Here is a 25,371-nt window from a genome sequence, read left to right as displayed (position 1 = left end):
CAAATGCTCGCATATTGTCTGAGCCAGTTCCTTCTGACTTAAATTCGAAAATGTCTTTACCGTCTCGCGAATCTGTTCAAGTTCTGCGTTTTTAATCTGCCGACCACACTGGCTTATCACAGCGTTTTCTCCTCAAATGTAACGTTTCGATTGGTGGGTGAACTCACACACATCCACGTTACATTATCAAAAGACCTGCAGAGTGTCTATTATAATTTTGCGACAAAATAATTTTAGATGTCGCTCCGCCCCCCTGATATCATTGATAATAAATTTTGATGCGTCAGCGCTGCGGAAGGCAAAAAAATCGCATAAAAAATTACGGATAATCTCAACTCATTATCTATATAAATGCAAAATTTGCCAAAAAATAAAAAAAAGTATAAAAAGGCATAATGAAGGTATTAATATCCCGATCTAAAAATTTAGAAAAAGGCTGTCCTGTCGGACTGTCTTGGTTTATGGATACCTTGAACCGCCTTTTAGCCTCGCTTTTCTCAGCCTCTTTAAAATGAAAAAATATATTGGATGGATTATTGTTGGGACACTTGTTCTGTATCTTATGAGTATCCCAGCGCCCTGTATTCTGGCTCTGCCGACACTGCTCGGATGGCTTGTGCCGGTTCTTATGTGGTCTACCCTAGGTAAGGGTGCGCGCAACCAGGCGTTGCTGCTCCTGATAACCGGCGGCCTCCTCGTCATTTTTGCGGCGTACCGGGGTATATTTCTCGGATGGCAAAAAATTTTCACCGCCAACCTGCCGTTGCTGGCGATGTTTGTTGCCGTCTCTTTTCTTGCCCTGACCAATACCGGCATTGAAGGCCAAGCCCTGCCCCAAGGTAAGCGGGCGCTCACCATTACAGCGTTCGGCACCCACTTGCTCGGAGCGGTCATTAATCTGTCAGTGTTGTTTGTCTTCGGCGATCGTCTACGTAAAAACGGCATCTTGACCAAAACCCAAGCATTGGTTCTCGCCCGCTCGTTCTGTTCGGCGGCATGGTGGTCGCCCTTCTTTGTTGCCACGGGTGTTGCCCTCACCTATGCCCCGGGCATGTCATGGCACGAAACCTTGATCCCTGGCGCAATGATGAGTCTTTTTGCCATTGGCTATTCAATTGTTGAGGTGAGCTTTTTCAAGAAAGACCTATTTTCCGGATATCCCTTCAGGACTGAAACCATGATCGTGCCGACTTTTCTTGCTGCAGTGGTTCTCGGTGTTCATTATCTTCAACCCGACATCAGCATTCTTACCATTATTTGTTTGGTTGCGCCCCTGGGAGCCCTTGTATTCATGAAATTCCGTCCGAGGCCGGCTGCACTGCGTGATTTTATTAACACAAACCTTTCATCGGTGGGCAGTCAATTTACCCTGTTCCTTGCTGCGGGTGTTTTTTCGGCAGGTATCAAATCAATGACCCAAGTGTATCCTGCCCTGTTCAGCCTCGGGGGGGCAACTTTAACCCCCGGACTGCTGTCTGTTATCCTGGCCGTGATGATCATCATCGGAATCGCCGGCGTCCATCCGGTTGTCAGCATCTCCATCGCCAGCCCCCTGCTTCTTCCGCTCAACCCGAACCCTTCTCAACTGGGCTTTGTGTTTCTCAGCTGCTGGGCCATATCAACGGCCAGCAGTCCATTGTCCGGCGTCGGACTGGCGTTGGTTAGCCGGTATCAGGTGTCACCTAAAGTGATCATCCAAAGCAATTGGCTTTACGCCACGGTGATGTGGGCAACTGCCGCCACAGTAGGCAACCTCTTTTTTGTTCACTGAGGTATATTTCCAGACCCAGGCTTCTGCCATCCGGCTGCGGCAGAAATGGTCCGTAGGCTACTACCCCGGAGCAGTCTTGCTGGATGTCTGCGTTTACTTACCAGCTCCGGCAATTTCTGCATAGTCAGGCCATTTAGCGGAATCAAGACTGTCCAGGACCTCTTTTTTTTGTCTATTATTCGCCTGACTATACCCCTGCCAGATGGTTTTCCCCGCTTCGCTCAGCGCCTTTATCAGTTCCGGTATCGAGCCGACAGCCGCAACGGCCAGTGGATTCTTACTCCCTTGCTCCTTGGTGATGATGACATCCTCTACAAATTTGGTAAAAGCAACCCGCTGCTCTGCTGCCTGATTGAGCTCAGTTTTAAAATCGGATGATTCTTCAAGGGGCCGGCCATGGCTGAGATTCCACTTGAGTTGTTCGATGAGGCCGTCGAACTCTGCTTTCGCAACGGCATACAGCCGGATGCCTTTTACATAGTTGTTTATATCATCTTTCCCGTACTCCTTGAGAAGCGATCCATAGCTTTTGGCAAGGGACTTCTCCTTGGATAAAAATCCGATGGCCCCGGCAAGCTGGTCATTCTTTGATTCTGCGGTTCCACAGCTTAAGAACAGCAACACCATCAGCGGAACGCCAAGCGCAAAGACGACCAGTTGTCTCATCTGCTGAACATTTAAGGGGTGAACCCCACGCTTCCATTTCATTTTATCCTCCCTCTTGTTACCTTCGAACCCTTGTAATTTTCATATCCTCCACAGATTTGGGCTTGGCGCTTACGGGTTTCTGATCTCCATTGGTCAGTTCCTTAACCCGTTCAGTTAGATAAACCTCCAGCTCGGCAATTGAAATATGCCAGTCCTTGTAGAAATCTGCCCGGCCCTCAATACCTTCCAGCAGGGCCTCGGTAAACACACCGTTCTCAAGTTCTTTCTTTTCAAAAGATAACTGCTTTCCTGTAGAAGAGGAGAAAACAATCACGCCGGACCCCGCGTCAGCCAGCTCATTGGCAAATTTATCCACGTCTGCCTGCTGATCACCCTTGGCAACATCCATTCTGACATTTCCTGATCGGCAACTGTCAAAAAAGAGCACTGTTTTGCCGGGAATATTACTCAAGAATTTCTTAAAATCGTGATCATTGATGCCGGTCCGATGCAATCTGCAGGGATCTCCGTTCTGGGGCAGGAAATTATAATTTCCTTCTGTATCATTGACCCCGTGGCCGGACAAAAACACCATGGCCACATCCCGACTGGTCGTCTCATGCTCTATCCAGTCCAACCCATCAAGGATGCCGTTTTGAGTCGCATCTTTTCTCGTTTTGTCACTGACCACCAGCCTGCACATCACCTTTTTGTACAAACCGCCTTCCTGCTTTTTCATGGCGTTAACAAAATCCGCTGCGTCTTTGGCCGCATAATTGAGCTTCAAATGCTTTTGATCATAACAGCTCACCCCAATGGCCAGCACATACAGGTTGGGCTTATACCAGTCCTTACGACCGGCCCAGTTTGTGGTGAAGTCGGCCGGCTCGCTGTCTCCATGCCTGTTGCGGGCAATCAATGAAACCACAACGTCTTCCGGCGGCACCTCCACGGTTATGTTACCCATCATCATGTCCCGGCCTTGTTTGTCTTTTCCCTTTTCAAAAACATGCTCAAGGACCTTTGCCGGCCTATCCCCCACCCGTGGTGTAACATCAATGATGTCGTCCGTAGAGGATTCCGCTTTATAAAAGAGAACCAGATTCTTTGAAGTTGTCTCTGTACCAGCCGCAGGAGACAGGATGGTTATGACCGGCGGCAAAATATCCTCTACCGCCTTGATAATCGTTTTTTTGCCCCGCACCCGGTCAGCCAGAGCCAGAGCCTCTTTTACGTCAAGGGTTTCAAGCACCCTGGAAACAACGTCCGGCCGGTAAAACTGGTCACGGAAGCGGGAGGCGCCAAAGAATTCCGGTGTCTCCTGGCTGCCGTGATTGAGATGCCAGCCGATCAGGTCTTCCCCGCCTGCAGACGCCTGGTAAAAGCCTTCGGGTGTCCAGGCCACCCATCTCTTCCCGTCCCTGTGGGGAAAAAGCGCCAGCAGTTCCTCCCCGTCTGAGAGGCGATACCAGTGCAGGGTGCCGTCACCGTAGCCGGCAACTGCCAGTTTGCCGTCACCGCTGATATTCACGGCCCAGGCGGTACCTGGGGCAGCGACTTTCCACAATTGTCGGCCGGTTTTGTCAAACAATCGGAGACTCCAGTCTGCTCCAAGCAGGAAGCTTTTGTGGTCCGGGGCAATGGCCAGGCTGCGGGATTGTTCGTACTGGTCAAGCTCAAGGGATTTATTGTTGAGTTTGGGGGTATACTCATTCACCCAATCGGAGATCTCCAATCCCGGAACGTCCGTGACGGGCTTTAACATCTGCCCGGTTTCTTTTGGCGCCAGTTCCAACTGCCAGGTCTTGAGCGAAAAGCATGCCGACCGCCTGCTCCACGCCTCGAAACCAAATTGTACCTGATCCCCCCTTGAGGAGAGCAAAATTCCGTTATCCCCTACCTGCTCTCTGAAATCTGCAATATCGCCTTGGTGTTTCCACCTGATCTTGCCATCGGGTTGCAGCACCACCAGATAAGGATCAGCAGCACCAACGGCAATGCTCCCGTCCGAAAGTGGTTTAATATCCATGACCGTGTTATTACCAGCCTCCAGGTCGGTAAAATCGCCCCTGCCTGCCCCGGACCAGCATCGGATCGGAAATTTGCCAGGGACAGCATACAGCCCGCCAGCATAAAGATAACGGCCGTCACGTGACCAGGCAACTGTATGGAGATTCCCATTTGTTCCGCTGGCGTCGGGAGAAAAAAGCAGCGCCAGTGTCTTTGCCGACAGCACATCCACACGGGTCGAATCCTCATATCCAACTGCGATTCGGCTGTCATCCGGAGCGAACTCCGCAGAAAAAGGCCAATCACCACCAGGGGCCTTTCTTTTCAGGATTCTGGAAAAACCCTCGTCATACAGTCGGATATAACCATCGAAGCTTATTGTTACCAGGCGCCCGGCCGTGTCGAAATCCGCCCAATAACTATCACTGTCGTACTTTGCGTCTTCGGCCACCTGGGTATAGGTCCGGGTTTTGTAAACGCGGATTCCATTACTGGCACCAAGCGATGCGACCAGGTATTTCCCGTCAGGGGAGTAGGATAGATGCCTGACAACGTTCGGCAGGCCGCTGATCACCTGGAGGATGTTTCCGGTCTGGCGATCAAAAATGAATATTCTATCCTGTTCAGATCCGAGCCACCCCCCGGCAGCTATGTCCGCGCCATCCGGTGATATCGCTACGCTAAATACCTTGCCAAGAGCACCCTTGCCTAGGGGCACACGCAGGGTCTGCAACAGCCTACCGCTTTTCAGGTCCCATAGACGAACAGTTTTGTCCAATGAGCCGGAAACCATGAACCGTTCATCACGATCCACGCCGATTCGTCTGACCATGGCATTGTGCATCCCCGATTCAAGGCGAAGCATCGGCTGATTGGGGAATTACTCTTTGGCAGCGGCCAGCCCGGGAAAAAGAAGGCACAGAATCCAGGAAAAAACAGCCAGCGTTTTTATCGGAGATGAAATAAGTCTAAGCTGCGGCATAGCCCCACTCCTTATTTTGGACAGTCAAAGCTGTTGAAAAAAGCCGCTTTTGCGGCGAAACAACCCAAAGCAGTGCATACGCTCATTTATGGGATTGAAATGAAGCGCCCCAATATCAATAGATTAAAAACGTACACCATGAAGCAATTTGAAGTAAATAGGAAGGAACTTGCTTTTTGTCAAACAAAATATCAGGTTCAACGAATCTGAGTGGAAGGAAACTGCATGCGAAGGGACTCCGGCACCGGGGATAGGTCAGTGGGAATCCGCACAAACTTACTCCTTAAAATGGGGATTTTGAAAAATCAGCGTAAAAACCGTGCCTTTCCCGGGAATGGATTCAAAGTCAATCATGCCGTCATAGGTGTCTACAATCCGGTGAATAATTGAAAGCCCAAGCCCGGTCCCGTCACTTTTAGTGGTGTAAAACGGATCAAAAATATGAGGGGCATTTTTTTGATCAATGCCGATCCCTGTATCTCGAACGGTCAAATAAATACGCTTGTGTCGCGGTGAATACAGGGAGATTGTAATTTTTCCTTTTTCTTCAATGGACTCGGCTGCATTTTTAATTAAATTCCATAAAATTTGCTGCAAATGAACTGCATCCATGAACACATGCAGATCCCGTTCAAGTTGGGTATCAATATTGATTCGGCCATGCCAGTCCGGTGTATTGTCAAACAAAATTTTCACATCATCAATTGCCTTGGCCAGATTAATCAATTCTGCATTGGTCCGGCCTGGTTTTGCAATCAGTCGGATATCGGTCACGATCTGTTTGAGGCGTTCCGTTTCCCTTAAAACAATCTGCATCAGTTTATCATTTTCCCCTGTCGGTGCCATGTCTTCTCTCAGCATCTGTATGGAGCCGGATAATGAAGCCAAGGGGTTTTTAATCTCATGGGCAATACCTGATACAATTTCATCCACAGCCGCCATTTTTTCCACACGTTTTAAATGTTCCTGGGCAATTTTAAGGTCTTTTTTGGCTGTTCTAAGCTGCATGGAGAGAATGCCGCTTAACGCTGCCGTGGCAAAACAGGCTGAAATGATGATCACGATCCGGTACAGGATATGGTGCTGGTCCACCACCAGGGAAAGGGGTTGGTTTTCCGGCAAAGGGGCAATGATCTTAAGATACTCAAGCTCAATGAGAAGACCATATTGAATACTTGATGCCAAAGCCACTAAAAAGCTGCCCCGGGCAAGCAGCAGCATGGCGGCATAGATGATAACCAATAGATATAAAAATGTAAAAATACTATGGTACCCGCCGGTAACAAAAACAATGGCCGTGACGATAAACGTATCAATAATGATCTGGGTATAGGCAAGGGCATACAGGCATTTTTTTTGGCAAAGCCAGACATAATAAACCATAGACAGGCCAAGGATGGTGCCTGAAATTTTGTAAAGGGACAAAAAAGATTGGGCCCCTTGGCCGGACAGATCGGTATCGGAAAAAAAAAGGGTGGAAAATATCAGCACCAGGGCGAATACGGCCCTGGCCAGGACAACCCACTTGCTCTGGACGAACAGCTCCCGGGTCCGCCGGAATAAAAAATCCGGGCTATCCAATGGCACCGGCCATTGAGAAAATCGGCAGATACATGGCAATAACAAGACCGCCGACCACAACACCCAAAAACACAAGCATGAAAGGCTCGATCATATCAGTCAAGTTTTTTACGGCCTGGTCCACTTCATCATCATAAAAATCTGCTATTTTGGTCATCATTACATCCAAGGCACCTGTGGATTCGCCTACTGCGATCATTGAGCATACCATTGAAGGAAACACCCCGCTCTCAAGCAAAGGGTCTGCCATGGACCGGCCTTCGGAAATGCCGACCTTGACATCTGATATGGCAAATTCAACGATTTTATTGCCCGCGGTTTTGCCCACAATATCCAGGGCCTCAAGAATCGATACACCGGATGAAATCATGGTGGATGTGGTACGGGTAAATTTTGCCACGGCCACCTTTCGGATCAAAATGCCGATAACAGGCAGACGTAAAAACATGTCATCAAGAAAAATTCGTCCTTTTTTTGATTTATACGTTTGCCTGAACAAAATAACGGCACCAATCAATCCCAGGATCATCCAGACTATGTTCCCCACCACAAAATTACTCAGCGCAACAACCATCTGGGTGGGGGCAGGCAGCGCCGAGCCCATGCTGGCAAACATTTCTTCAAACACCGGTATAACAAAGACAAGAATAACAGCCACCACAATAACTGCCACAGCCAGGGTAATAGCAGGATAAGTCATGGCGCCCTTGACCTGCTTTTTGAGTTTCGCCATTTTTTCGGCATAGGCTGACAAACGCTGTAAAATGACATCAAGAATACCGCCGGCCTCCCCTGCGGAGATCATGTTGACAAAAAGTTCGTTAAAGGTTTTGGGATATTTTTTCAGTGCGTCGGCAAAGGTCTCTCCGGATTCAACAGACTCTTTAATATGTTTAAGCTGTTTTTTAAATGTGGGATTTTCCTGCTGGGAATACAAAAGCTCCAGGCATTGGAGAAGCGGCAGGCCCGCATCAATCATTGTGGAAAACTGTCGTGCGAAAATGATAACATCACTATCTTTTACCTTAGGCGCAAGAAAGGAGATATTTTCAAATATATCTTTTGGCTTTTTCTTAACTCTTGTCGGCGTTATTTTGCGACGTTCCAGGCTGCTCCTTACCTGTTCGGGTGTTTCAGCTTCCATCTCCCCTTTGACTGTTCTGCCTTTGGGGTTCTTTCCCTTCCACTCGTAAATGACGGCCATAATTATTCCTTCATATTTTTAGGATAAAGGCCGTCCGGTGCCGGCCATTATTTTGCGATGTATACCCAGAGCTTGTCAGAACATTGTAAATTCAATACAGATATACTATATAAATTTGCAAAGTGCATTTCAACAGGAGTTATCCGGTGCCCCCAAAAAAACAGCAGATTTCCCCCAAAACAGTCATAACCAGCCATATGAATTCTGATTTCGATGCCATTGGCGCCATGCTTGCCGCACAAAAACTATACCCGGAAAGTGTGATTATTTTCCCCGGGTCCCAGGAAAAAAATCTCAGGGATTTTTTCATTCACTCCATGGGATATCTGTTTAATATGGCAGATCCCACTAACATTGATTTTTCCGGAACCCAGCGGCTGGTTATTGTGGACACCCGGCAAAGAAGCCGCCTGTCAGGTGTTGAAGCGCTTTTGGAAAAACCGGATCTGGTCATTGACATTTACGACCACCATCCGTCCTTTCCTGACGAAATCAAAGCCACCTTTGACCTGTCAAAGCCCTATGGTGCCACCACCACCATCATGTGTGAACTACTGCGTGAAAGAAAAATCGCCATCACCAGTGATGAAGCCACGGTGATGGCACTTGGGATTTACGAGGATACCGGCAGCTTCACCTATGCCTCCACGACCCCGGCGGATTTTGAACAGGCAGGCTTTCTGCTCTCTTGTGGCGCAAGCCTGTCCACCATTTCAAGTCTTGTGGTCAAGGAGATGAAGACCGAACAGGTCACATGGCTCAATGAATTGATCAATGAAATGACGGCCGTTACCGTCAACGGCATCCAGATCCACCTGTCCGCCATTGCAGCATCCCATTACATTCCGGATCTTGCTTCCATTGTACAAAAAATTGTCAGAATGGAAAATCTGGACTGTTTTTTTGCCCTGGTGCTCATGGGGGCCAAGGTACATGTCATTGCCCGGAACCGTCTTCATGAGCTGGATGTGGGTAAAATTCTGGGGGCCCTTGGCGGCGGGGGCCATTTTTATGCGGCATCCGCCAAGGTGGAAAACCAGACCCTTCCCCAGGTTGAAATGCGTTTGATTGAACTGATCCAACAGCAGATCAAGCACGTGCGTGTGGCAAAAAAACTGATGTCCAGCCCGGCCATTACCATTGCCGCTGATAAATCATGTCTGGATGCAGCGCAGAAGATGATCCGGTACAATATCAACACCCTGCTTGTTCTTGACACACAAACATTTGAATACTTAGGATATATCACCCGCCATGTATCCGAAAAGATAGTCCATCACAAACTTGGGGATCAGCCTGTTGTCGATTATTTTGAACCCGGAGGCCAGAGTGTCAGCCTCTCCTGCGACCTGGCCGAGATTGAACAAAAAATCATTGATTTAAAACTGCGGGTTATTCCGGTAATGGAGAATCGGGTAATTTGCGGGGTTATCACACGCACCGACCTTTTAAATTTTCTGGTGGAACATAACCGGGAAGTTGTCCTGAGTGAAAGAAAAGATATTTCCGGCCTGAAACCCCGGACAAAATACGTGGGAAACCGTTTGAAGCACCAATTGGACAAGCGGGTACGCACCCTGCTTTCCGACATCGGCAATGCCGGAGACACCCTGGGCGTAGAGGTATTTGTGGTGGGTGGTTTTGTCCGGGATCTGATGCTGGAGCGCCCCATTGAAGATGTGGACGTGGTGGTGGAAGGAGACGGCATCGCTTTTGCCCGTTATTTTGCTTCACAGCATCATTGCAGGTTGCACCAGCATCGCAAATTTAACACGGCCGTCATCATTTTTGAGGATGAATTCAAGGTTGACGTGGCCTCAGCCCGGCTCGAATATTATGCAACACCTGCGGCACTGCCTGTGGTGGAAAACTCCTCCATCAAGATGGACCTGGCCAGAAGGGATTTTACCATCAACACCTTGGCCATTTCTCTGAACACCGAAACCTTTGGCACACTCATTGATTATTTTGGCGGTGTCAGGGATGTTAAGGATAAAATTGTCCGGATCATCCATAATCTAAGTTTTATTGAAGATCCCACCCGGATTTTCAGGGCCATCAAATTCTCCAACCGGTTTGGGTTCAGGATCGGCAAAGTGACCGCAAGTCTGATCAAAAACGCCTTAAATGTCGGTGCGGTTAAACATTTAAGCGGACTGCGGGTACTTTCGGAACTCAAGCAGATTTTCGGAGAAGAAAATCCTTTGCCTGCGGTGCAGACCTTGGCGGATTACGGCCTGGACAAGGTGATCCATCCTGACCTGAAATTAACCGCTGCCACCTGTGCTTTGTTTGAGTCCGTGGGGAAAACCCTGGCATGGCATGATCTTTTGTACGCTGATGATGATTATCCAAGATGGGCGGTTTACTTTATGGCCTGGCTTCACGGGTACCCTTTTGCGGTAACCGCCCAGATTGCGGACAGGTTGATGTTTCCCGAAAAGGAGAGGGCACGGCTGCTTGAGCAACGCATGAAAGCCGAACATCGGATTCAGCTGATTGAGAAAAGCTATCCGGTCTCAAATCAGCAGATGTACTGGTGGCTGATCCACTTTAAAACAGAATGCCTTTTGTTTATGGTCGCGTTGACAAAAAACGAATCGGTACGCAAAGCCATCTCCCATTTCTATACCCACCAGCGAAATATTAAACCGCTAATTGGTGGAAAAGAACTTAAATCCGTGGGGATAAAGCCGGGACCGGTTTACACCACGATTCTCAATAAAATTATTGATGAAAAGCTGGACGGCAAATTGAATATCGTGGAAGAAGAGATTGAATTTGCAAAACATTACGCCTTTGAAAACAAGCTGATTTGATTGGATCAATAGCGTTTTACACATAATAGGAATATGAACTTTATTTAAACCGGACTGACACGGAATTTCAAATGCCCACCAAAAAAACCATCAAAGATTATTCCGCCTCATCTGCAGAGCCGGCAACCCGTTCCGAAATTCAAAAGGGCATCCAGACCAGGCGGCAGCGCCGAAACCTGTTTCCCCTTGCAGCCCTGGTCGGGCTGGGCGCCGGCCTTGTTTCCGCATTTTTCAGTACATTTATTGAAGCCGCGGACAAACTGAGAAATACCCTGATCATATGGTCCACCCAATACCCTGAGTGGGGATGGATATTCCCGGTATTATTCGGTGCCATGGGTGCCGGGGTATCCGTTTTCATCGTTCGCCGCTATGCCCCTGAAACGAGTGGCAGTGGTATTCCTCACATTGAAGCAGTCATGAACCGTTTGCGAACCTTGAAATGGTCACGGGTCCTGCCTGTTAAATTCATTTCCGGGATTCTGTCCATAGGCAGCGGGTTAGCGCTTGGCCGTGAAGGACCAACCGTCCAGATGGGTGGTGCCGTGGGCAAGGCCGTTTCTACCTTTTTTAAAGTCAAACCCCGGGAGCAACGAACACTCATCGGTGCCGGGGCAGGTGCCGGACTTGCCGCAGCCTTCAATGCCCCGTTGTCGGGCGTGATGTTTGTTCTTGAAGAAATACAACGTGATTTTCATCCTCTTGTGTTTGGAGCGGTCTTTCTTGCGGCGGCTATTGCCGATATCGTGGTACGCTACTTCTCTGGCGGCCGGATGTCGTTTATGGTCCCCAATTACCCGGCGCTTTCCATCGCATCGTTGCCTTTCTTTGTTCTGCTTGGTTTTGTGGCCGGATTATTGGGGGTTTTATATAACCGGAGCCTGATCGGGACCCTCAATCTGTTTGATCTGTTTAAAGGCAAGAAAAAACTCGGTGTTGCTGCGTTTATTGGCGCCGTAACCGGATTGGTGGGCTGGTTTTCCCCCATTGCTATTGGAAGCGGTCATGCCCTTTCCGAAGTAGTTCTGGCCGGTAATTTTGCCTTTTTCTCAATTCCTCTTTTTTTTGTTTTTCGTTTTTTTCTGGCAACGACCAGCTACAGTACCGGTGCTTCAGGAGGCATCTTTTCTCCCCTTTTGTCGCTTGGGGCGCTTTTGGGCTTTGCAGTGGGCTATGCCTCTCAGTATGTGGCCCCGTCAATTGTGACGGAGCCGGCAGTCTTCGCCGTTGTTGGAATGGCTGCCTATTTTTGCGCCATCGTTCGTGCCCCCCTGACCGGTGTAGCCCTGATCGTTGAAATGACCGGCAGTTATCAACAGATGCTGCCTTTGCTTGTAAGTTGTTTTTGTGCATACGCGGTTGCGGAAACGATGAACAATCTACCTATTTATGAAACCTTGCTTGAGCGGGATCTTGATCGTGACGGAAGTGGGTTGAATTTAACCGAACCCATACTTTTCGATTTTGAAATTGAAGAAGGGTCTCTTTTTTCCGGAAAAAAGATAAGCGATCTCGGACTTCCAAGCGGTTGTCTTCTGGTTCGATATGTTTTAGACGGAAAAGAGCATGTTCCGATGGCAGACACCTTTCTTGAAGATCATATGCGGATTACCGCAATTATTGCACCTGAGGCCGAGGAAAGCATTACAATGATTCGAAAAGGCTGCCATAAAAACGATGAAGGCCTCGGCTATAAGTAAAAGGCCCATACGGCCGTTACAAGAATGGTGACATAGATTACAGATAGGATACCGCTTTTTTCATGAAATTATAGTTGATTTCAATCTAATGAACCTTTTGCAATATCTCATTTAATGATTATTTTATGTTCGTGGCCGGATGGTCATTTCGTAATCGCCACGAAAGGGGTGTCTTATGAGAAAATATATCCTTAAATTCAAAATTGAAGACTGGGCCGAAAAATGGGGTAAAATTGGATGGGACAACGGCATCCATGATTATCACTATTTACATGGAAAAGGTAAAAAGAGAGAGGAAGAAGGACATTTTGTCCAGCCCTTAGACAAAAAGTTCAGAGCAAGCCTGGCATATTTTCATTAAATCCTGTTATGCGATAATCTTGGCCTGGGGTCTGTTCAACAGCCCCCAGGCCGAACATCCTTTAAGGGATTTGCTATTAATCATTATGACATTTCAAACAGCCGGTGAAATCCGGATGCGGCGTGGCCGGTCCTTGTGCATTGTCGGGATGATGGCATTCAAGACATTGTTCATCTGTCTGCCCGACATTTGCGTGGACATCCCATTTCTGCCGGATGGAAGTGCCATGGACGCCCAGATAGGCCCAATGGCCGCATCCTGCGACAAAAAAAAGTAATCCGGTCAATAAAATCTTAGAAATTTTTGCTTTCATTGATTTTCTCCTGTTATCCGCCCGTCCGAAAGATGCAGAATCAAATCTGCAAACGGAATGATCTCTTTATCATGGGTCGCCACAATCATTGTGATTTTTTCCTCTTTTGACAGCGCATTCATCAGGCGAATCAGTTCGAGCCCGGTCCGGGTATCCAGGCTTGCAGTGGGTTCGTCTGCCAGAAGCAGCCCCGGGCCATGGGCAACCCCCCGGGCAAAAGCAACCCTTTGCGCCTGGCCGCGGGACAGAGAAGACGGCATTGCATCTGCAACATTTTCAAGATCAAGGCGGTTCAGCAAAAAGGCCACCCGGTCTTGAATCCGTGCGCTGGAATAGTTGTTCAATATAAGCGGAAATTCTATGTTACGCCGGGCACTCAGACAAGTTATTAAATTTCCGGATTGAAAAACAAAACCCAGTTGCCGGCGCCGGAAATTGTTCCGTTTTCTGCCTGAAAGTGTATCCACCCTTATTCCAAAGCAGCTCACGCTTCCCTTTTGCGGCAGATCCAGTCCACCGATGCAATTCAGCAGTGTTGTTTTTCCCGAGCCTGATTTGCCTAAAATCAGTGCCAGTTTCCCTTTATTAACACTGAACGAAACATCAGACAAAACGGTAACAGCGGTTTTGCCCCTAGCATAAATTTTAGAAAGATCTTTTAACTGGATCATGTCCGATTCTAACCCTTCGATATAATATCACAGGTCTTCTGGCTTACAACAAGCCAGACCGGCCAGGCAGCGGCGATAAAACAAAATCCCAACGATACGGCAGGCGGGATGGCTGCCGCACCGATACTCAATCTCGGAAAAATCAATGCAGTTGCTGCAAAGTATCTGTTGTGAGACGTCCATGCCGACAGATCAATTCCACTCCTGCCAAAAATCCATACAGCCAGCATTCCGGCCAGCACACCGACTGCCGAGGCGACCACATTCATTAAAATCACCTGAAGGCAGATCAATATCCCGGTTTCCAGTCCTGTCACGCCCATTGCACGCAGCACACCGTATTCCTTGATGCGGCTGACAACAAAAATCGCAAACGAACCGGCGCATCCAAGCGAAACAACGCCAAGAACGATGAACACCAGGATGTTGACACAAATGTCGTTGAGTTCCAGAAGCTGTGTCAAGTCCGGCATCAATTGAGTCCAGGGTTTCAATTCGTCCATCTTTAAACCGGACCGGGCAAAGTCCGACATGGCAGATGAAAGATCGGTTCCTCTTTTAATAAAAATCGCTGCCTGCCATGTTTCCGGCAGAATGAGGCCTTCAAATACCGGGCAAAAGGCCAGGGCCCGGTCCAGGCTGTCAACCCCGGTTTGGAAAATACCTGCGACTTTCAATGTATATTGATGATCACCAATCTGTCCAATGATCGTATCACCCGGTCGTGAACCGATCCGTTCAGCAGTTTCAAGGTTTAATAAAATCTCTTTTTGCCCTTTTAAAAGGAATCTGCCTGCTATGACCTTTTTGTAAAAGAAACTGTGGGCTTTTTCCTGATCCGGATAAATGGCCACAAGGTCCAACGGCCTTTTCCTATCTTGGTGGATAATCGTCCCAGGCATTTGGTATCGCTGGAGGACAGCGTTTACAAAAGGCTTTTTCAGTTCCTCCGGACGAATGCTTGAAGGCAGGTTGCTGCCGGAAATCTGGCCGGAATACATACCGGTCGAATTGGTGACCATGATGTCCGATATCCCGTTGGCAAGGCTGATAACAAAGACCAGGGTTCCGATGGCCACGCTGATTAAAAAACATAAGATAAAAGTAGTTCGCCTGTTCTCTACCAGGAACGCAACTGCCGTTTTCAACCACAGAAAAAAATTCATTTCAGACGTGTTCCACCTGATGGTTGTCAAAATAGGATTGCGCACCGATCCGTTGGATCAAAAATGAAACGCAAAATGGAATCATAGATTCCTGCCCGCCGGAGAACAACGTCCGACACCCCGATTGGATGTAGGTTTCAGCCTGATCGGCAGCGGACCGGAACACATCCGGATACGCCTGCTGCAGCGCTGAAACCTCTCCTTTTCCATCAATGGTTTCTCCATGCTCACAAATTGTATTGATGAATTTTAGACATGCCTTTTTTTGCGATTCATAAAAAAGGGAGACCACGTAATTATGGCGCTTCATTTTTAAATCGATAATCAGGTCCACCAGGTCATCTAAAATCTGACAGCCCAGCCCAATACGGAACAACGCTTTTTTTATTTTTTCACAATTGCCGGCATCCAGTTTGTCTTCGAACCGGTCCGGCAGCGCCCATGGTGCCTGGAACAACAGACCTGTTTTGATGCTGTGAATATCATTTAAAACGGATTTAGCCGGTAGAATTTCATAAATTCCCTTTTCTTCCCCAGCTTCCTGGGCACCGCTTCGAATCAATGCATCCAGGGAAATTTTCCCGGAAGATTTAACCTGGTCCAGTGTAAAAATGTCCGCATAGAATCCATGAAACATAATTTCGGTCAACACCCGGTCAGATACCATAATATCCAGAACAGACCTGAATATTTTCGCTTCTTTGGGAAGTCCGGTTTCAAGGGTAACCTTATACTCCTGGTCCAACAGGTTGTCACATCCGGTGACCATACCTCTCAGACACTGGTTGGCTGCCACATACAAGGTTCGCTTTTGCGAATCAATCCCGGCTTTCACATAGGCATATAAAAACAGCAGGGAAAAAAAATGATCTTGCATGCGAATGTCATCTCTTTTCGGAATTACAAGTTCCACGCCACTGTCTGACAGGATATATGCCGCCTTTTTCCAAAACAGGCAAAGACCGTTTCTCAATTCGTCCTGTATCATAGAGAACTGTTGAAAATCTATTGCCATACGGGATTTGATCTCCTTTGGCTGCCTGATTTTATTATGTTTACGGTTTAAAGCTTGTAAACAGACTGATATAGCCAAGATAGGTCTTTTCTAACACAGGCGGGGTGAATCCGGCCTGCTCAATGACGCCGGGAAGCACGCCGCGGATATTTTCACCGATCTGGGGTTGAAACAGTATCCATCTGGAGGTGTGTGCCACAAGCCATCCAAAAGCCGTTTCAGGGATATGCATGTCACAGACCACCAATCGTCCGCCCGGTTTTAACACACGAAATAGTTCCTTGAACGCAATTTTTTTTAAATCCAGCTGAATATGATGAAAAAAAAGCGTAGAAACCGCACTGTCAAAGCTTTCATCTTCAAACGGCAAATCTTCAGCCGCCGCGGTTTCAAACCGGCAATTATCCGCGCCCCTTTTCTTCCGGGCACCCAAAATCATTTTACCGGCCGCGTCGATCCCCATGGCCATACCATTGCCCTTTTTTGAGAGTCTGTCGGCAATGGCCCTTGTCACGACACCGGTTCCGCATCCGACATCAAGTACCCGGTTATCTTTTTGAAGATTTAGTGCATCAATAACCTCTGCATTAATTTTTGACTGTTGCCCGAACATGACCCAGGGTTCCAGAAGATCATATACCCCTGCTGCATAATCAAGAGTTCTGCCACGAGTTGGAACTGAGTCCAAATGATCCATTGCCCTCATAAAATAATCCTTGTGGTTTTCAAATCCGGTGCTTGGCGTCCGGTTGCAGACATGACGTCAGCACCAATCATGCAAATGTTAGCTTAAGTACTGGAGAGTTGTTTGTCCTTCTTTATAAAAGCCATGGGCTGACCTGACATATCAGCTGCCAGGCATAGCCCACAACAAAGCCTGAAAGATCTGTGTTGGTTACACAGACTTTCTTATAATTTTCTATACTTATTTGTATTGATTTGAAAGAATAAATTTTCATTCATTTATCGGTATGAGTCATTTGAAATTGATATTACACGACGGGCAAGTGCCCCAAAAAAACAGGCGGTGGATTCGGGTTGTTGGGTAATTGATTGACTTTTTAATGGATTTTGCATATGCATTAAAAAAAGATAAATCTATAAGCGTGCCCGGCTTAACCCTGTAAATTTTACCGATTACTTTGATTCGCACATTTTAATCCTCGAAATAATTCATCTATTTCTCTGGTTAAAATTTGCATTCACTTTGTATTCGACAAAATTCCTAAAGTTTTGTTCAGGCGCTAAATCGTTCCCATATATTCAGCATCAATGTAAGTTTTCATTTGAAAGGTTTTTGTATGGCCAAATGCAATCGTTGTGGGTTGAACCTGGATGTTGATAGACCAGGTCGGCCCATGGCCGTTATTAAAATATGGGGCATCTGTGCTGAATAAAAAATTTTTAGGTTATTGGGTGCAATATTTTATTCTGGCCTTTATCGCTGTGGCTGCCTTGGTTTATCCTTTGTTGAATCAACACGATAAAGGCCGTCTCAAAGTTGAAATCAGCCAGGAAACCGGCCATGTGATGAAGGCTGAGCATCTACTCCAGTCCATGTTTCGTGAACGTATCAGCAATATCCGTGTGCTTGCCCAGTCCCCGTGTGTGGCCAGATTTCTGACCCATCCAACCCGGGAAAACCGTCAGGCGGTTACACATATGCTTCATTCGGTTTGTCGTTTTTACGGGATTTATGATCAGATTCGCCTGATCCATGCCGACGGCCGGGAGATGGTGCGCATTAATTTTGACGGCGGAAAATGCAATAAAGTTCCCCAGGCAAACCTTCAAAGCAAGGTGGGCCGTTATTATTTCAAAGAAGCCCTTATGCTGCCGGCAGATCAAATATTTGTCTCTCCTATGGATTTGAACGTGGAGCAAGGCAAAGTCGAAGTCCCGCACAAACCCATAATTCGTTTTGCCCTTCCCATCAAGGATACGGAAGGAGCGACCCGGGCGGTTCTGGTGATGAACTTTTTAGGCAGTATCCTGCTAAAAAACTTGTTTGAAAAAAGCCCAATGAATGACGCTTCCGGCAGCATTCATTACAGTTTTCTTGTCAATCAAAAAGGCTATTATCTAAAGTCGGAAATGTTCCCGGATAAAGAGTTTGCATTTATGTTCGGCGTCAACCAAGATCAGCGTTTCTCCATTGATTTTCCAGAAGCCTGGCAGGCTGCGCTGGCAGGAAAAGCGCAGATCCAGACCGCCCAGGGCATTTTTTTGATCAGGGTACTGTCTGTTCCAATTTCTACCCTAAGCACCCAAAAGGTTGATGTCGGTGAGCTTGTCTCCTCAAGTCACTGGTATCTGTTTCATTTTATCACCAAAGAGAGCATCAAGGAGAAGTCCTTTATTTATGGCCCTGCGCAGCCCCTCCTTATTTCCATGCATCTTCTTGTCACCCTGCTGATCAGCTATCTTTTAGCCCACCGCAAACGTGTGCTGGGTATGCGGAAAAAAGATGAGCAAACCATCCAAGATCTTTATAAAAAGAATGCCCTCATTTTATCTTCCAGCGGAGACGGAATCTACGGCGTTGATACCCACGGCAACATCACCTTTTTAAACCCGGCCGCAGAAAAAATGATCGGATGGACCCAAGATCAGGTTTCAGGCAAAAGCTCTCATCAATTGTTTCATCACAGCCATCCTGACGGGAGCCCATATGAAGAAAAGGACTGCCCCCTTCACTTCGGTTTGGATGACGGCGAGAAACGACTCATTGACAATGAGGTTTTCTGGCGAAAAGACGGCAGCGCATTTTCTGTCAGCTATGTCTCTTCACCCATAATTGACCAGGGACAAATTACAGGTTCGGTAGTGAGTTTTAGAGATATTTCTGCCCGCCTGGCCAAAGATGCCCAGCTTAAGGCCTCTCAAAAAGAATTTGAAACCATATTTACCCTGGTTCCCATTCCCATCATCTATGTCAATGCCCAAGGACGGATCTACAGAAGGAACAATGCCTTTACAACGCTGCTGGGCTATAATGAAAAAGAAGTTTCTGACATTGATCATGCACTAAAAAAAATGTTCCCGGACAATGACATCGGAAAAGAGGGGGGCCAGCGTTTTTTGACCTATCTTGAAAGCGCCCCAAAACAAGGAGGCATAATCCAACCTGACATGTACCAGCTGCTATGCAAGGACGGAGTCCTCCGGGACATGCTGGTTGGCGGACGGCTTTTTAAGGAAGGCTATATTTTAACCTTTGTTGATATGACCGATCAGGAAACGGCCAAAAAGGCGTTGATTATCGCCCGCCAACAGGCAGATAAAGCCAATGCGGCAAAATCCGAATTTCTGGCCAATATGTCCCATGAAATCCGGACTCCCATGAATGCCATCATAGGCATGAGCCGTTTTCTGCTTGAAACCGATTTAACGGACAAGCAGTTGGACTTTGCCCAAAAAATAGACTTTTCCTCCAGGGTTCTTCTGGATATTATCAATGATATTCTGGACTTTTCCAAAATCGAAGCAGGGAAGATCGACATTGACATTCATGATTTTTCTTTAAAAGACATGGTGCTGCCCATTGACGCCATGTTATCTCCCTTGGCCCAGGAAAAAGGAATTGACTTTTCCATCATCATATCACCGGATGTGCCTGACATTGTCCAGGGTGATTCCCACAGTCTCAGACAAATTTTAATGAATCTTTTAAGCAATGCCGTCAAGTTTACCCCAAAAGGCGGGGTGACAGCGCAAATCAGCGTAAAGGAAGAGGATCATAACACTGGACAGGTAAGGCTCCTTTTTTCAGTCAAAGATACTGGTATCGGCATGAGCCAGGAACAGGAGAGAAAAATATTTGAAGCCTTTTCCCAGGCCGATTCAACCACCACCAGGCGATTTGGCGGCACCGGCCTGGGACTTGCCATCAGCAGACGACTGGCCCAGTTGATGGGAAGCGAACTAAAAGTTAAATCCAGGGAAAATCTGGGCAGCACGTTTTATTTTGAGATCTGCATGGCATTGGGCGACCCTGCCAAACTCGGAGAAAATCCGGAAAGTTCAAATAAAATTGCCCCCCCGGATCTAAAAGGTTTTTCTATCCTGGTGGTGGAAGATATTGATTTAAACCTGGAGGTGGCCGTTCGCCTCTTAAATCGGACGGGAGCAGACCTGCTGACCGCAAGAAACGGGCGTCAAGCTGTGGACTTAGTGGCAAAAACGCGGCCGGATCTTATTTTCATGGACCTTCAGATGCCGGTCATGGATGGATTTGAGGCAATCAGCATCATCCGCAAAAAAGATAAAGAATTGCCGATTATAGCAATTTCAGCCGCAGCATTATCCGAAGATGTGGACAGGGCCTTACATTTTGGTGCCAATGCCCATATTTCAAAGCCGGTCCAGCCCAATGAACTTTACATAGCCCTTTGCCGGCATTTGAGTGTGGAGGCCCAAGCCTTGCCTGAATCATCTGATTTAAAATCTTTTGATCCTGGAACCCGCCCCGATCAAACACTCGGCATAAAGAAGGCGGGTAAACACCTCCAGGCAAAGCAGAATATGTACCAAACGCCTGACCTGCCCCGGCGTTTTGATTTGCCCAAAGTCATGGAAGCAGTGGGCAACGATAAAGATTTTTTCTTCCAGATCACTGAAATGTTCTTCCAGAACCGGGCCGATCATATGGATGCCATCCAAAAGGCAATTGGAGCTGAAGATGGGCCAACATTGGCCAAGACTGCCCATGCTCTGAAAGGTGCCTTGAGCAATTTTAGGGCCCTTGGGGCTCAGCAACAGGCAAATGAATTGGAAAAACAGGCAAGAACAGGGGACCTTAGCCAGGTCAAACCGATTTTTTCACAATTGAAAAAAGAGGTCGCTTTATTTGAAGAGGAACTTAAAATAACCATTGAAGAGATGAGCCATGAAAATTTTAATTTCTGAAGATGATCCCATATTCAAAACCATTCTTGAAAACAACCTTAAAAAATGGGGATACCAGGTTGTATCCACCTCTGATGGCAGGCAGGCCTGGGACATCATCAGGAAACCCGGATGTCCCAATGTAGTCATTTCCGACTGGATGATGCCCGAAATGGACGGCCTGCAGCTCTGCCGCAAGGTGCGCGCCCATGAGGCACCAAGGTATATCTATTTTATTATTCTCACAGCCAAAGGGGAACAGCAGGATATTCTCCAGGGCCTTGAAGCCGGGGCAGACGATTTTTTAACCAAGCCAATTGATTATGTTGAACTCAAATACCGCATCCGCATCGGCGAACGGATCATCGGATTGGAAGAAAAAGTGCTGGAGCTTGCCAGAAAGGATTCATTGACAGGAACCTTGAATCGCAGAGCCTTCATGGAAAAGCTGGATCAGGAACTTGAGCGGGCAGCCCGTAAAAACACCCCCTTATCGTTGCTCATGACCGACATAGACCATTTCAAGCAGGTGAATGACCGGTACGGCCACCTTTCAGGAGACCGGGTGCTCAAGCAGTTTGTGTCCCAGATGGCCCAGGTCATACGGCCCTATGACTTTATTGGCAGGTATGGCGGAGAAGAGTTTATCCTATGTCTGCCGGACTGTTCGATTAAGGAAGCCCGGGACATTGCTGAACGTATGAGAAGCCAAATTGAAACAACACCGATGCAAATATCAACCAGCAGGCCGCCCATCCATATTACCGCAAGTTTCGGTATTTCATTGTTTTCCTCTGCCTGTGAGAAGGACCCAGAATCGCTCATCAAAAAGGCAGACGACGCCCTGTATTCAGCAAAAAATGACGGCAGGAACTGTGTGCGCATGGCGCAGCCATAACCCAATATGCGGATGATTGAATCAGTGGCCGGACAAATTTTTCCCCATTGAAAGGCGTGGCTTGAAAAAAAGACAAGATTCTGGTACTTCCCTCTTTTTGCATAACACTAATTAATTCTTTAGGAATATAAATGAAAAACGCAGACTTTTTAACCGGTATTACCACCTCGGGAACGCCTCACCTCGGCAATTATGTGGGGGCGATTCGTCCGGCTGTTGAGTCCAGTAAAAATTTGGACCTGACCTCCTATTATTTTCTGGCAGATTACCACTCCCTGATAAAAAATCATGATCCCCAAAAACGAAAAACCTCCACCCTTGAAATTGCAGCCGCCTGGATTGCGTTAGGGTTGGATTACAATAATTGTGTATTTTACCGGCAGTCTGATATCCCTGAAATTCCGGAGCTTACCTGGATATTAACCTGTCTGACCGCCAAGGGACTGATGAACCGGGCCCATGCATACAAGGCCGCGGTCCAGGAAAACGAGGAACAGGAAAGAAAAGACCCGGACCAGGGCGTTACCATGGGCCTTTTTTCCTACCCCATTCTCATGGCTGCCGACATTCTCATGTTCAATGCCGCCAAGGTGCCCGTGGGCAAGGATCAGATCCAGCACCTTGAAATGACAAGGGATATTGCCGCAAGATTCAACCATATGTACGAAGAATTATTTGTGCTGCCCGAGGTGGTTGTGGATGAAACCGCAGCCGTGCTTTCCGGCCTTGACGGGCGCAAAATGAGCAAAAGCTACAACAACTTTATTCCGCTGTTTGATACGGAAAAACGGCTGCGCAAAATGATCATGAAAATCCAGACCAACTCCCTGGGACCTGATGAACCCAAAGATCCGGACACCTGCACCTTGTTTTCAATTTACCGGGCCTTTGCCACCGAGGAACAGACCAAAGACCTGGCCCGGCGGTACCGGGAGGGCATTGCCTGGGGGGCCATGAAACAGGAGTTGTTTGAATACATCAACGATATTTTAAAAGAACCCAGACAGCGGTACGAAGAGCTGATGGCGAACCCCAAAGATATTGAAGATATTTTGAAAAAAGGGGCGCTCCGGGCCAGGGAGTATTCCGTGCCCTTCCTGGATAAAGTCAGAAAGAGTGTGGGAATTCAATCATTGTCCTAACCTTGTTTTAGCCCTTTCACCTCTTTTTCGGAGAGATGTCGGCATTTGCCGGGGGGCAGACTGCCAAGGTGGATATTGGCCATGCGGATTCGTTTGAGCATGGCCACCTGATTGCCGGTTTTGCCCACCATTTTCCGGATCTGGCGGTTCAACCCCTGCTTTAAAACAATTTTAAATCCATTTTCAGAAACCCTGCGGACCTTGGCCCGCCGGGTTTTTTTCCCGTCTATCACCATGCCCTGGGCCATGGCAGTCAGATCCTGATCGCTCACAGGCCGGGTCGCAAAGACCAGATACTCTTTTTCATGGTCATGGGAGGGATGGGATAACCGATTGTGCAGATCACCGTCGTCCGTGAGCAAAACAAGCCCTACGGAATCTTTATCCAGCCGTCCCACGGGATAGACTCTTTGTTTTACCGGCACAAGGTCCAGGATAATTTTTGCATTTTTCTGGGCGCAGGTTGTGACCACCCCTTTAGGTTTGTTTACAGCAAGATAGGTATATTCGCGCTTTTTATCCGATGTATAGTGAACCGGCTTTCCGTCAAGACAGACCTTATCCTTTGCCGGATCTGCCCGGGAGCCAAGTTCTTTTACGACCCTCCCGTTCACTGACACCCTGCCCTCAAGGATAAGCGTCTCGGCCTTTCGGCGCGAACATAGCCCGCTATGGGCTAAAATTTTCTGCAGCCGGATGCTTTCAGGATCTGTAGTCGGCATTGATTTTCACATAGTTTTCACTGAAATCACAGAACAGGAACTTATCCTGGCCGTCTCCGAGATTAAGATCCAGGACAATACTGATTTCACCCTTCTTCATTATGTCTGCTGCTTTTTCTTCCGCCCCTTTGCCCTGCCACTGCCCGTTTTGAACCAGCAGGACATCCTCAAAATACAAATCCATTTTATTCTGGTCCACCGTGGCCCCGGATCTTCCGGCCGCCGCTGTGATCCGTCCCCAATTAGGATCCTGGCCGTAAATGGCGGTTTTGACCAGGGGGGAGTGGGCAATGGCTTCGGCCGCTGCAAATGCATCCTGTTGGGTCAATGCACCTTTGACGGTGATGGCGGCAACCTTAGTGGCACCCTCCCCGTCTTTGACAATCTTTTTAGCAAGCTCATAGCAGACTTCATCTAAAACCGCTTGGAACACCCCAAGGGATTCATCATTGTCAATCACAGCCTGCCCTGCCCCGTTGGCCATGCATACAAGGGTGTCGTTGGTGCTGGTATCCCCGTCCACCGTAATCCGGTTAAAGGAACGGGACGCGGCATGGGTCAGTGCCTGTTTGAGCAGGCTGCTTGAAATATCAGCATCAGTAAATATATAGGAAAGCATGGTGGCCATATCCGGCCGAATCATACCTGAACCTTTGGCAACCCCCATGATGGTAAAGCTTTTTTCATCCCCGGATGCATTGATTTGTCCCTTGCGGGACACCATTTTGGTGCAGGTATCTGTGGTGAGGATAGCACCGGCAAAATCTACAATAGTGCAAGAGCCAAGACTTTTCACAGCTTCCGGAATTTTTGCTTCAATTTTATCTATTGGCAAGGGCGCACCGATCACCCCCGTGGAAGAGACCAATACATGTTCAGGATCAATGTGAAGGGTTTTGGCTACAAGTTCAACGCATTGCTCTGCATGGGCTATGCCCTGTGCACCGGTAAAACAGTTGGCATTCCCTGAATTAACCAGTATTGCCTGGAGCATACCCCTTTCCATGGTTTTTCTGCCAAGAATAACAGGGGCTGCAACCACCTGGTTTTGTGTAAACAATGCTGCGGCACTTGCAGGTTTTTCCGAATAGATCAGACCAAGATCCAAGGATCTGTTTTTTTTAATTCCGGCACAGACTCCGGCAAATTTAAAGCCTTTCATTTTTGTTTCCTTTGCTTACTTAAATCCATCTCAGAAAATTGACCGCGAATTATAATTTGGTTTTAGCCACTTTGTAAACATTGATTTTTTAAAGGCAGTGCTGACGCATAAATAATAAAAGGTCGGCCGAAGTTGTTCCGCCCACTCCTTTTTGGGAAAATTCCGCCTTTCCTTCTTTCAGAAGGCATCGGAAAGGTAGTTCTTCCTACACAAACCATGGCCTGTACCGAAGATTTTCATTCCGTCCGGGCATAGTTCTCCCCCATTCCAGGCTTGAAACTGTTTCGATTACCTGTCCGTGGTTGCCGTCTCACACTAA

The 25,371-nt window shown here is 47.7% G+C and carries 19 protein-coding genes; 8 read left to right on the top strand and 11 right to left on the bottom strand.

The window, feature by feature from the left end:
- Positions 1-511: 511 nt before the first annotated feature.
- Positions 512-1,771 carry a hypothetical protein gene (locus tag B147_RS0123625; RefSeq protein ID WP_033397888.1) on the top strand — a complete coding sequence of 420 codons (1,260 nt, stop codon included), beginning with the start codon at positions 512-514 and terminating at the stop codon, positions 1,769-1,771.
- Between the two features lie 93 nt (positions 1,772-1,864).
- Here the strand turns inward: B147_RS0123625 and B147_RS0123620 are convergent, their stop codons facing one another.
- Both B147_RS0123620 and B147_RS29370 read right to left on the bottom strand, forming a co-directional pair.
- Positions 1,865-2,479 carry a hypothetical protein gene (locus B147_RS0123620; protein WP_020589673.1) on the bottom strand — a complete coding sequence of 205 codons (615 nt, stop codon included), beginning with the start codon at positions 2,477-2,479 and terminating at the stop codon, positions 1,865-1,867.
- Positions 2,480-2,495: 16 nt separating this feature from the next.
- Positions 2,496-5,261 carry a caspase family protein gene (locus B147_RS29370; protein WP_169400730.1) on the bottom strand — a complete coding sequence of 922 codons (2,766 nt, stop codon included), beginning with the start codon at positions 5,259-5,261 and terminating at the stop codon, positions 2,496-2,498.
- Positions 5,262-5,444: 183 nt separating this feature from the next.
- On the opposite strand from B147_RS29370, the gene B147_RS31980 reads away from it, so the two are divergent.
- A complete protein-coding gene (locus B147_RS31980) occupies positions 5,445-5,621 on the top strand; it encodes a hypothetical protein (protein ID WP_020589670.1) in 177 nt (58 codons plus the stop codon).
- A 66-nt stretch (positions 5,622-5,687) separates the two neighbouring features.
- Here B147_RS31980 and B147_RS0123610 read toward each other — a convergent pair whose 3' ends face one another.
- Both B147_RS0123610 and B147_RS0123605 read right to left on the bottom strand, forming a co-directional pair.
- A complete protein-coding gene (locus tag B147_RS0123610; protein WP_026259796.1) occupies positions 5,688-6,998 on the bottom strand; it encodes a two-component system sensor histidine kinase NtrB in 1,311 nt (436 codons plus the stop codon).
- The gene (locus B147_RS0123605; RefSeq protein WP_020589668.1) at positions 6,985-8,196 is read right to left on the bottom strand and encodes a type II secretion system F family protein; all 1,212 of its coding nucleotides are present in this window, start codon (positions 8,194-8,196) and stop codon (positions 6,985-6,987) included. Before B147_RS0123605 ends, B147_RS0123610 begins: the two co-directional genes overlap by 14 nt.
- Positions 8,197-8,342: 146 nt before the next feature.
- Between B147_RS0123605 and B147_RS0123600 the strand changes: the two genes are divergently transcribed.
- The 3 genes from B147_RS0123600 (at position 8,343) to B147_RS0123590 (ending at position 13,076) form a co-directional block, all read left to right on the top strand.
- On the top strand, positions 8,343-11,015 hold the full coding sequence (locus B147_RS0123600; protein ID WP_020589667.1) for a CBS domain-containing protein: 2,673 nt from the start codon (positions 8,343-8,345) through the stop codon (positions 11,013-11,015).
- 71 nt (positions 11,016-11,086) lie between these two features.
- Entirely contained in the window at positions 11,087-12,715 is a 1,629-nt protein-coding gene (gene clcA, locus B147_RS29365; RefSeq protein ID WP_020589666.1) for a H(+)/Cl(-) exchange transporter ClcA, read from the top strand.
- A 175-nt stretch (positions 12,716-12,890) separates the two neighbouring features.
- Positions 12,891-13,076, top strand: a complete 186-nt coding sequence (locus B147_RS0123590) for a hypothetical protein (RefSeq protein ID WP_020589665.1) — start codon at positions 12,891-12,893, stop codon at positions 13,074-13,076.
- Positions 13,077-13,152: 76 nt separating this feature from the next.
- Here B147_RS0123590 and B147_RS0123585 read toward each other — a convergent pair whose 3' ends face one another.
- The 5 genes from B147_RS0123585 to B147_RS0123565 are packed head-to-tail and all read right to left on the bottom strand — an operon-like array spanning position 13,153 to position 16,938.
- Positions 13,153-13,389 carry a hypothetical protein gene (locus B147_RS0123585; protein WP_020589664.1) on the bottom strand — a complete coding sequence of 79 codons (237 nt, stop codon included), beginning with the start codon at positions 13,387-13,389 and terminating at the stop codon, positions 13,153-13,155.
- Entirely contained in the window at positions 13,386-14,060 is a 675-nt protein-coding gene (locus B147_RS29360; RefSeq protein ID WP_020589663.1) for an ABC transporter ATP-binding protein, read from the bottom strand. Before B147_RS29360 ends, B147_RS0123585 begins: the two co-directional genes overlap by 4 nt.
- Before the next feature lie 8 nt (positions 14,061-14,068).
- A complete protein-coding gene (locus B147_RS0123575) occupies positions 14,069-15,226 on the bottom strand; it encodes an ABC transporter permease (RefSeq protein ID WP_020589662.1) in 1,158 nt (385 codons plus the stop codon).
- A gap of 1 nt (position 15,227) precedes the next feature.
- Positions 15,228-16,241 carry a hypothetical protein gene (locus B147_RS0123570; protein WP_020589661.1) on the bottom strand — a complete coding sequence of 338 codons (1,014 nt, stop codon included), beginning with the start codon at positions 16,239-16,241 and terminating at the stop codon, positions 15,228-15,230.
- 40 nt (positions 16,242-16,281) lie between these two features.
- Entirely contained in the window at positions 16,282-16,938 is a 657-nt protein-coding gene (locus B147_RS0123565) for a class I SAM-dependent methyltransferase (RefSeq protein WP_157238011.1), read from the bottom strand.
- Positions 16,939-17,627: 689 nt separating this feature from the next.
- On the opposite strand from B147_RS0123565, the gene B147_RS30710 reads away from it, so the two are divergent.
- The 3 genes from B147_RS30710 to B147_RS0123550 all read left to right on the top strand — a co-directional run bounded on the left by B147_RS30710 (position 17,628) and on the right by B147_RS0123550 (position 23,168).
- Complete coding sequence (locus tag B147_RS30710) at positions 17,628-21,149, top strand: ATP-binding protein (RefSeq protein ID WP_169400729.1); 3,522 nt, start codon at positions 17,628-17,630, stop codon at positions 21,147-21,149.
- The gene (locus B147_RS0123555; RefSeq protein ID WP_020589658.1) at positions 21,130-22,026 is read left to right on the top strand and encodes a GGDEF domain-containing response regulator; all 897 of its coding nucleotides are present in this window, start codon (positions 21,130-21,132) and stop codon (positions 22,024-22,026) included. The genes B147_RS30710 and B147_RS0123555 overlap by 20 nt, the downstream gene beginning before the upstream one ends.
- Positions 22,027-22,157: 131 nt before the next feature.
- Positions 22,158-23,168: a tryptophan--tRNA ligase gene (locus B147_RS0123550; protein WP_020589657.1), complete on the top strand. Its 1,011-nt coding sequence runs from the start codon at positions 22,158-22,160 to the stop codon at positions 23,166-23,168.
- Here B147_RS0123550 and B147_RS0123545 read toward each other — a convergent pair.
- Positions 23,165-23,890, bottom strand: coding sequence for a pseudouridine synthase (locus B147_RS0123545; protein ID WP_020589656.1), 726 nt, complete (start codon positions 23,888-23,890; stop codon positions 23,165-23,167). The genes B147_RS0123550 and B147_RS0123545 overlap by 4 nt on opposite strands.
- Positions 23,871-25,052, bottom strand: coding sequence for a bifunctional glutamate N-acetyltransferase/amino-acid acetyltransferase ArgJ (gene argJ, locus B147_RS0123540; RefSeq protein ID WP_020589655.1), 1,182 nt, complete (start codon positions 25,050-25,052; stop codon positions 23,871-23,873). The genes B147_RS0123545 and argJ overlap by 20 nt, the downstream gene beginning before the upstream one ends.
- Positions 25,053-25,371: the final 319 nt, after the last annotated feature.

Origin of the sequence: Desulfobacter curvatus DSM 3379, from assembly GCF_000373985.1 — a bacterium.
In the GTDB taxonomy this organism is placed as follows: Bacteria; Desulfobacterota; Desulfobacteria; order Desulfobacterales; family Desulfobacteraceae; genus Desulfobacter; species Desulfobacter curvatus.
The sequence above is the reverse complement of the archived record's forward strand: the minus strand, read 5'-3'. Positions and strand labels throughout refer to the sequence as shown.

Coding starts and splice junctions, on each gene's coding strand:
- B147_RS0123625 (WP_033397888.1), top strand. CDS start 512: ATGAAAAAATATATTGGATGGATTATTGTTGGGACACTTGTTCTGTAT.
- B147_RS0123620 (WP_020589673.1), bottom strand. CDS start 2,479: ATGAAATGGAAGCGTGGGGTTCACCCCTTAAATGTTCAGCAGATGAGA.
- B147_RS29370 (WP_169400730.1), bottom strand. CDS start 5,261: ATGGTCAGACGAATCGGCGTGGATCGTGATGAACGGTTCATGGTTTCC.
- B147_RS0123605 (WP_020589668.1), bottom strand. CDS start 8,196: ATGGCCGTCATTTACGAGTGGAAGGGAAAGAACCCCAAAGGCAGAACA.
- clcA (WP_020589666.1), top strand. CDS start 11,087: ATGCCCACCAAAAAAACCATCAAAGATTATTCCGCCTCATCTGCAGAG.
- B147_RS0123590 (WP_020589665.1), top strand. CDS start 12,891: ATGAGAAAATATATCCTTAAATTCAAAATTGAAGACTGGGCCGAAAAA.
- B147_RS0123585 (WP_020589664.1), bottom strand. CDS start 13,389: ATGAAAGCAAAAATTTCTAAGATTTTATTGACCGGATTACTTTTTTTT.
- B147_RS29360 (WP_020589663.1), bottom strand. CDS start 14,060: ATGATCCAGTTAAAAGATCTTTCTAAAATTTATGCTAGGGGCAAAACC.
- B147_RS0123575 (WP_020589662.1), bottom strand. CDS start 15,226: ATGAATTTTTTTCTGTGGTTGAAAACGGCAGTTGCGTTCCTGGTAGAG.
- B147_RS0123570 (WP_020589661.1), bottom strand. CDS start 16,241: ATGGCAATAGATTTTCAACAGTTCTCTATGATACAGGACGAATTGAGA.
- B147_RS0123565 (WP_157238011.1), bottom strand. CDS start 16,938: ATGGATCATTTGGACTCAGTTCCAACTCGTGGCAGAACTCTTGATTAT.
- B147_RS0123555 (WP_020589658.1), top strand. CDS start 21,130: ATGAAAATTTTAATTTCTGAAGATGATCCCATATTCAAAACCATTCTT.
- B147_RS0123550 (WP_020589657.1), top strand. CDS start 22,158: ATGAAAAACGCAGACTTTTTAACCGGTATTACCACCTCGGGAACGCCT.
- B147_RS0123545 (WP_020589656.1), bottom strand. CDS start 23,890: ATGCCGACTACAGATCCTGAAAGCATCCGGCTGCAGAAAATTTTAGCC.
- argJ (WP_020589655.1), bottom strand. CDS start 25,052: ATGAAAGGCTTTAAATTTGCCGGAGTCTGTGCCGGAATTAAAAAAAAC.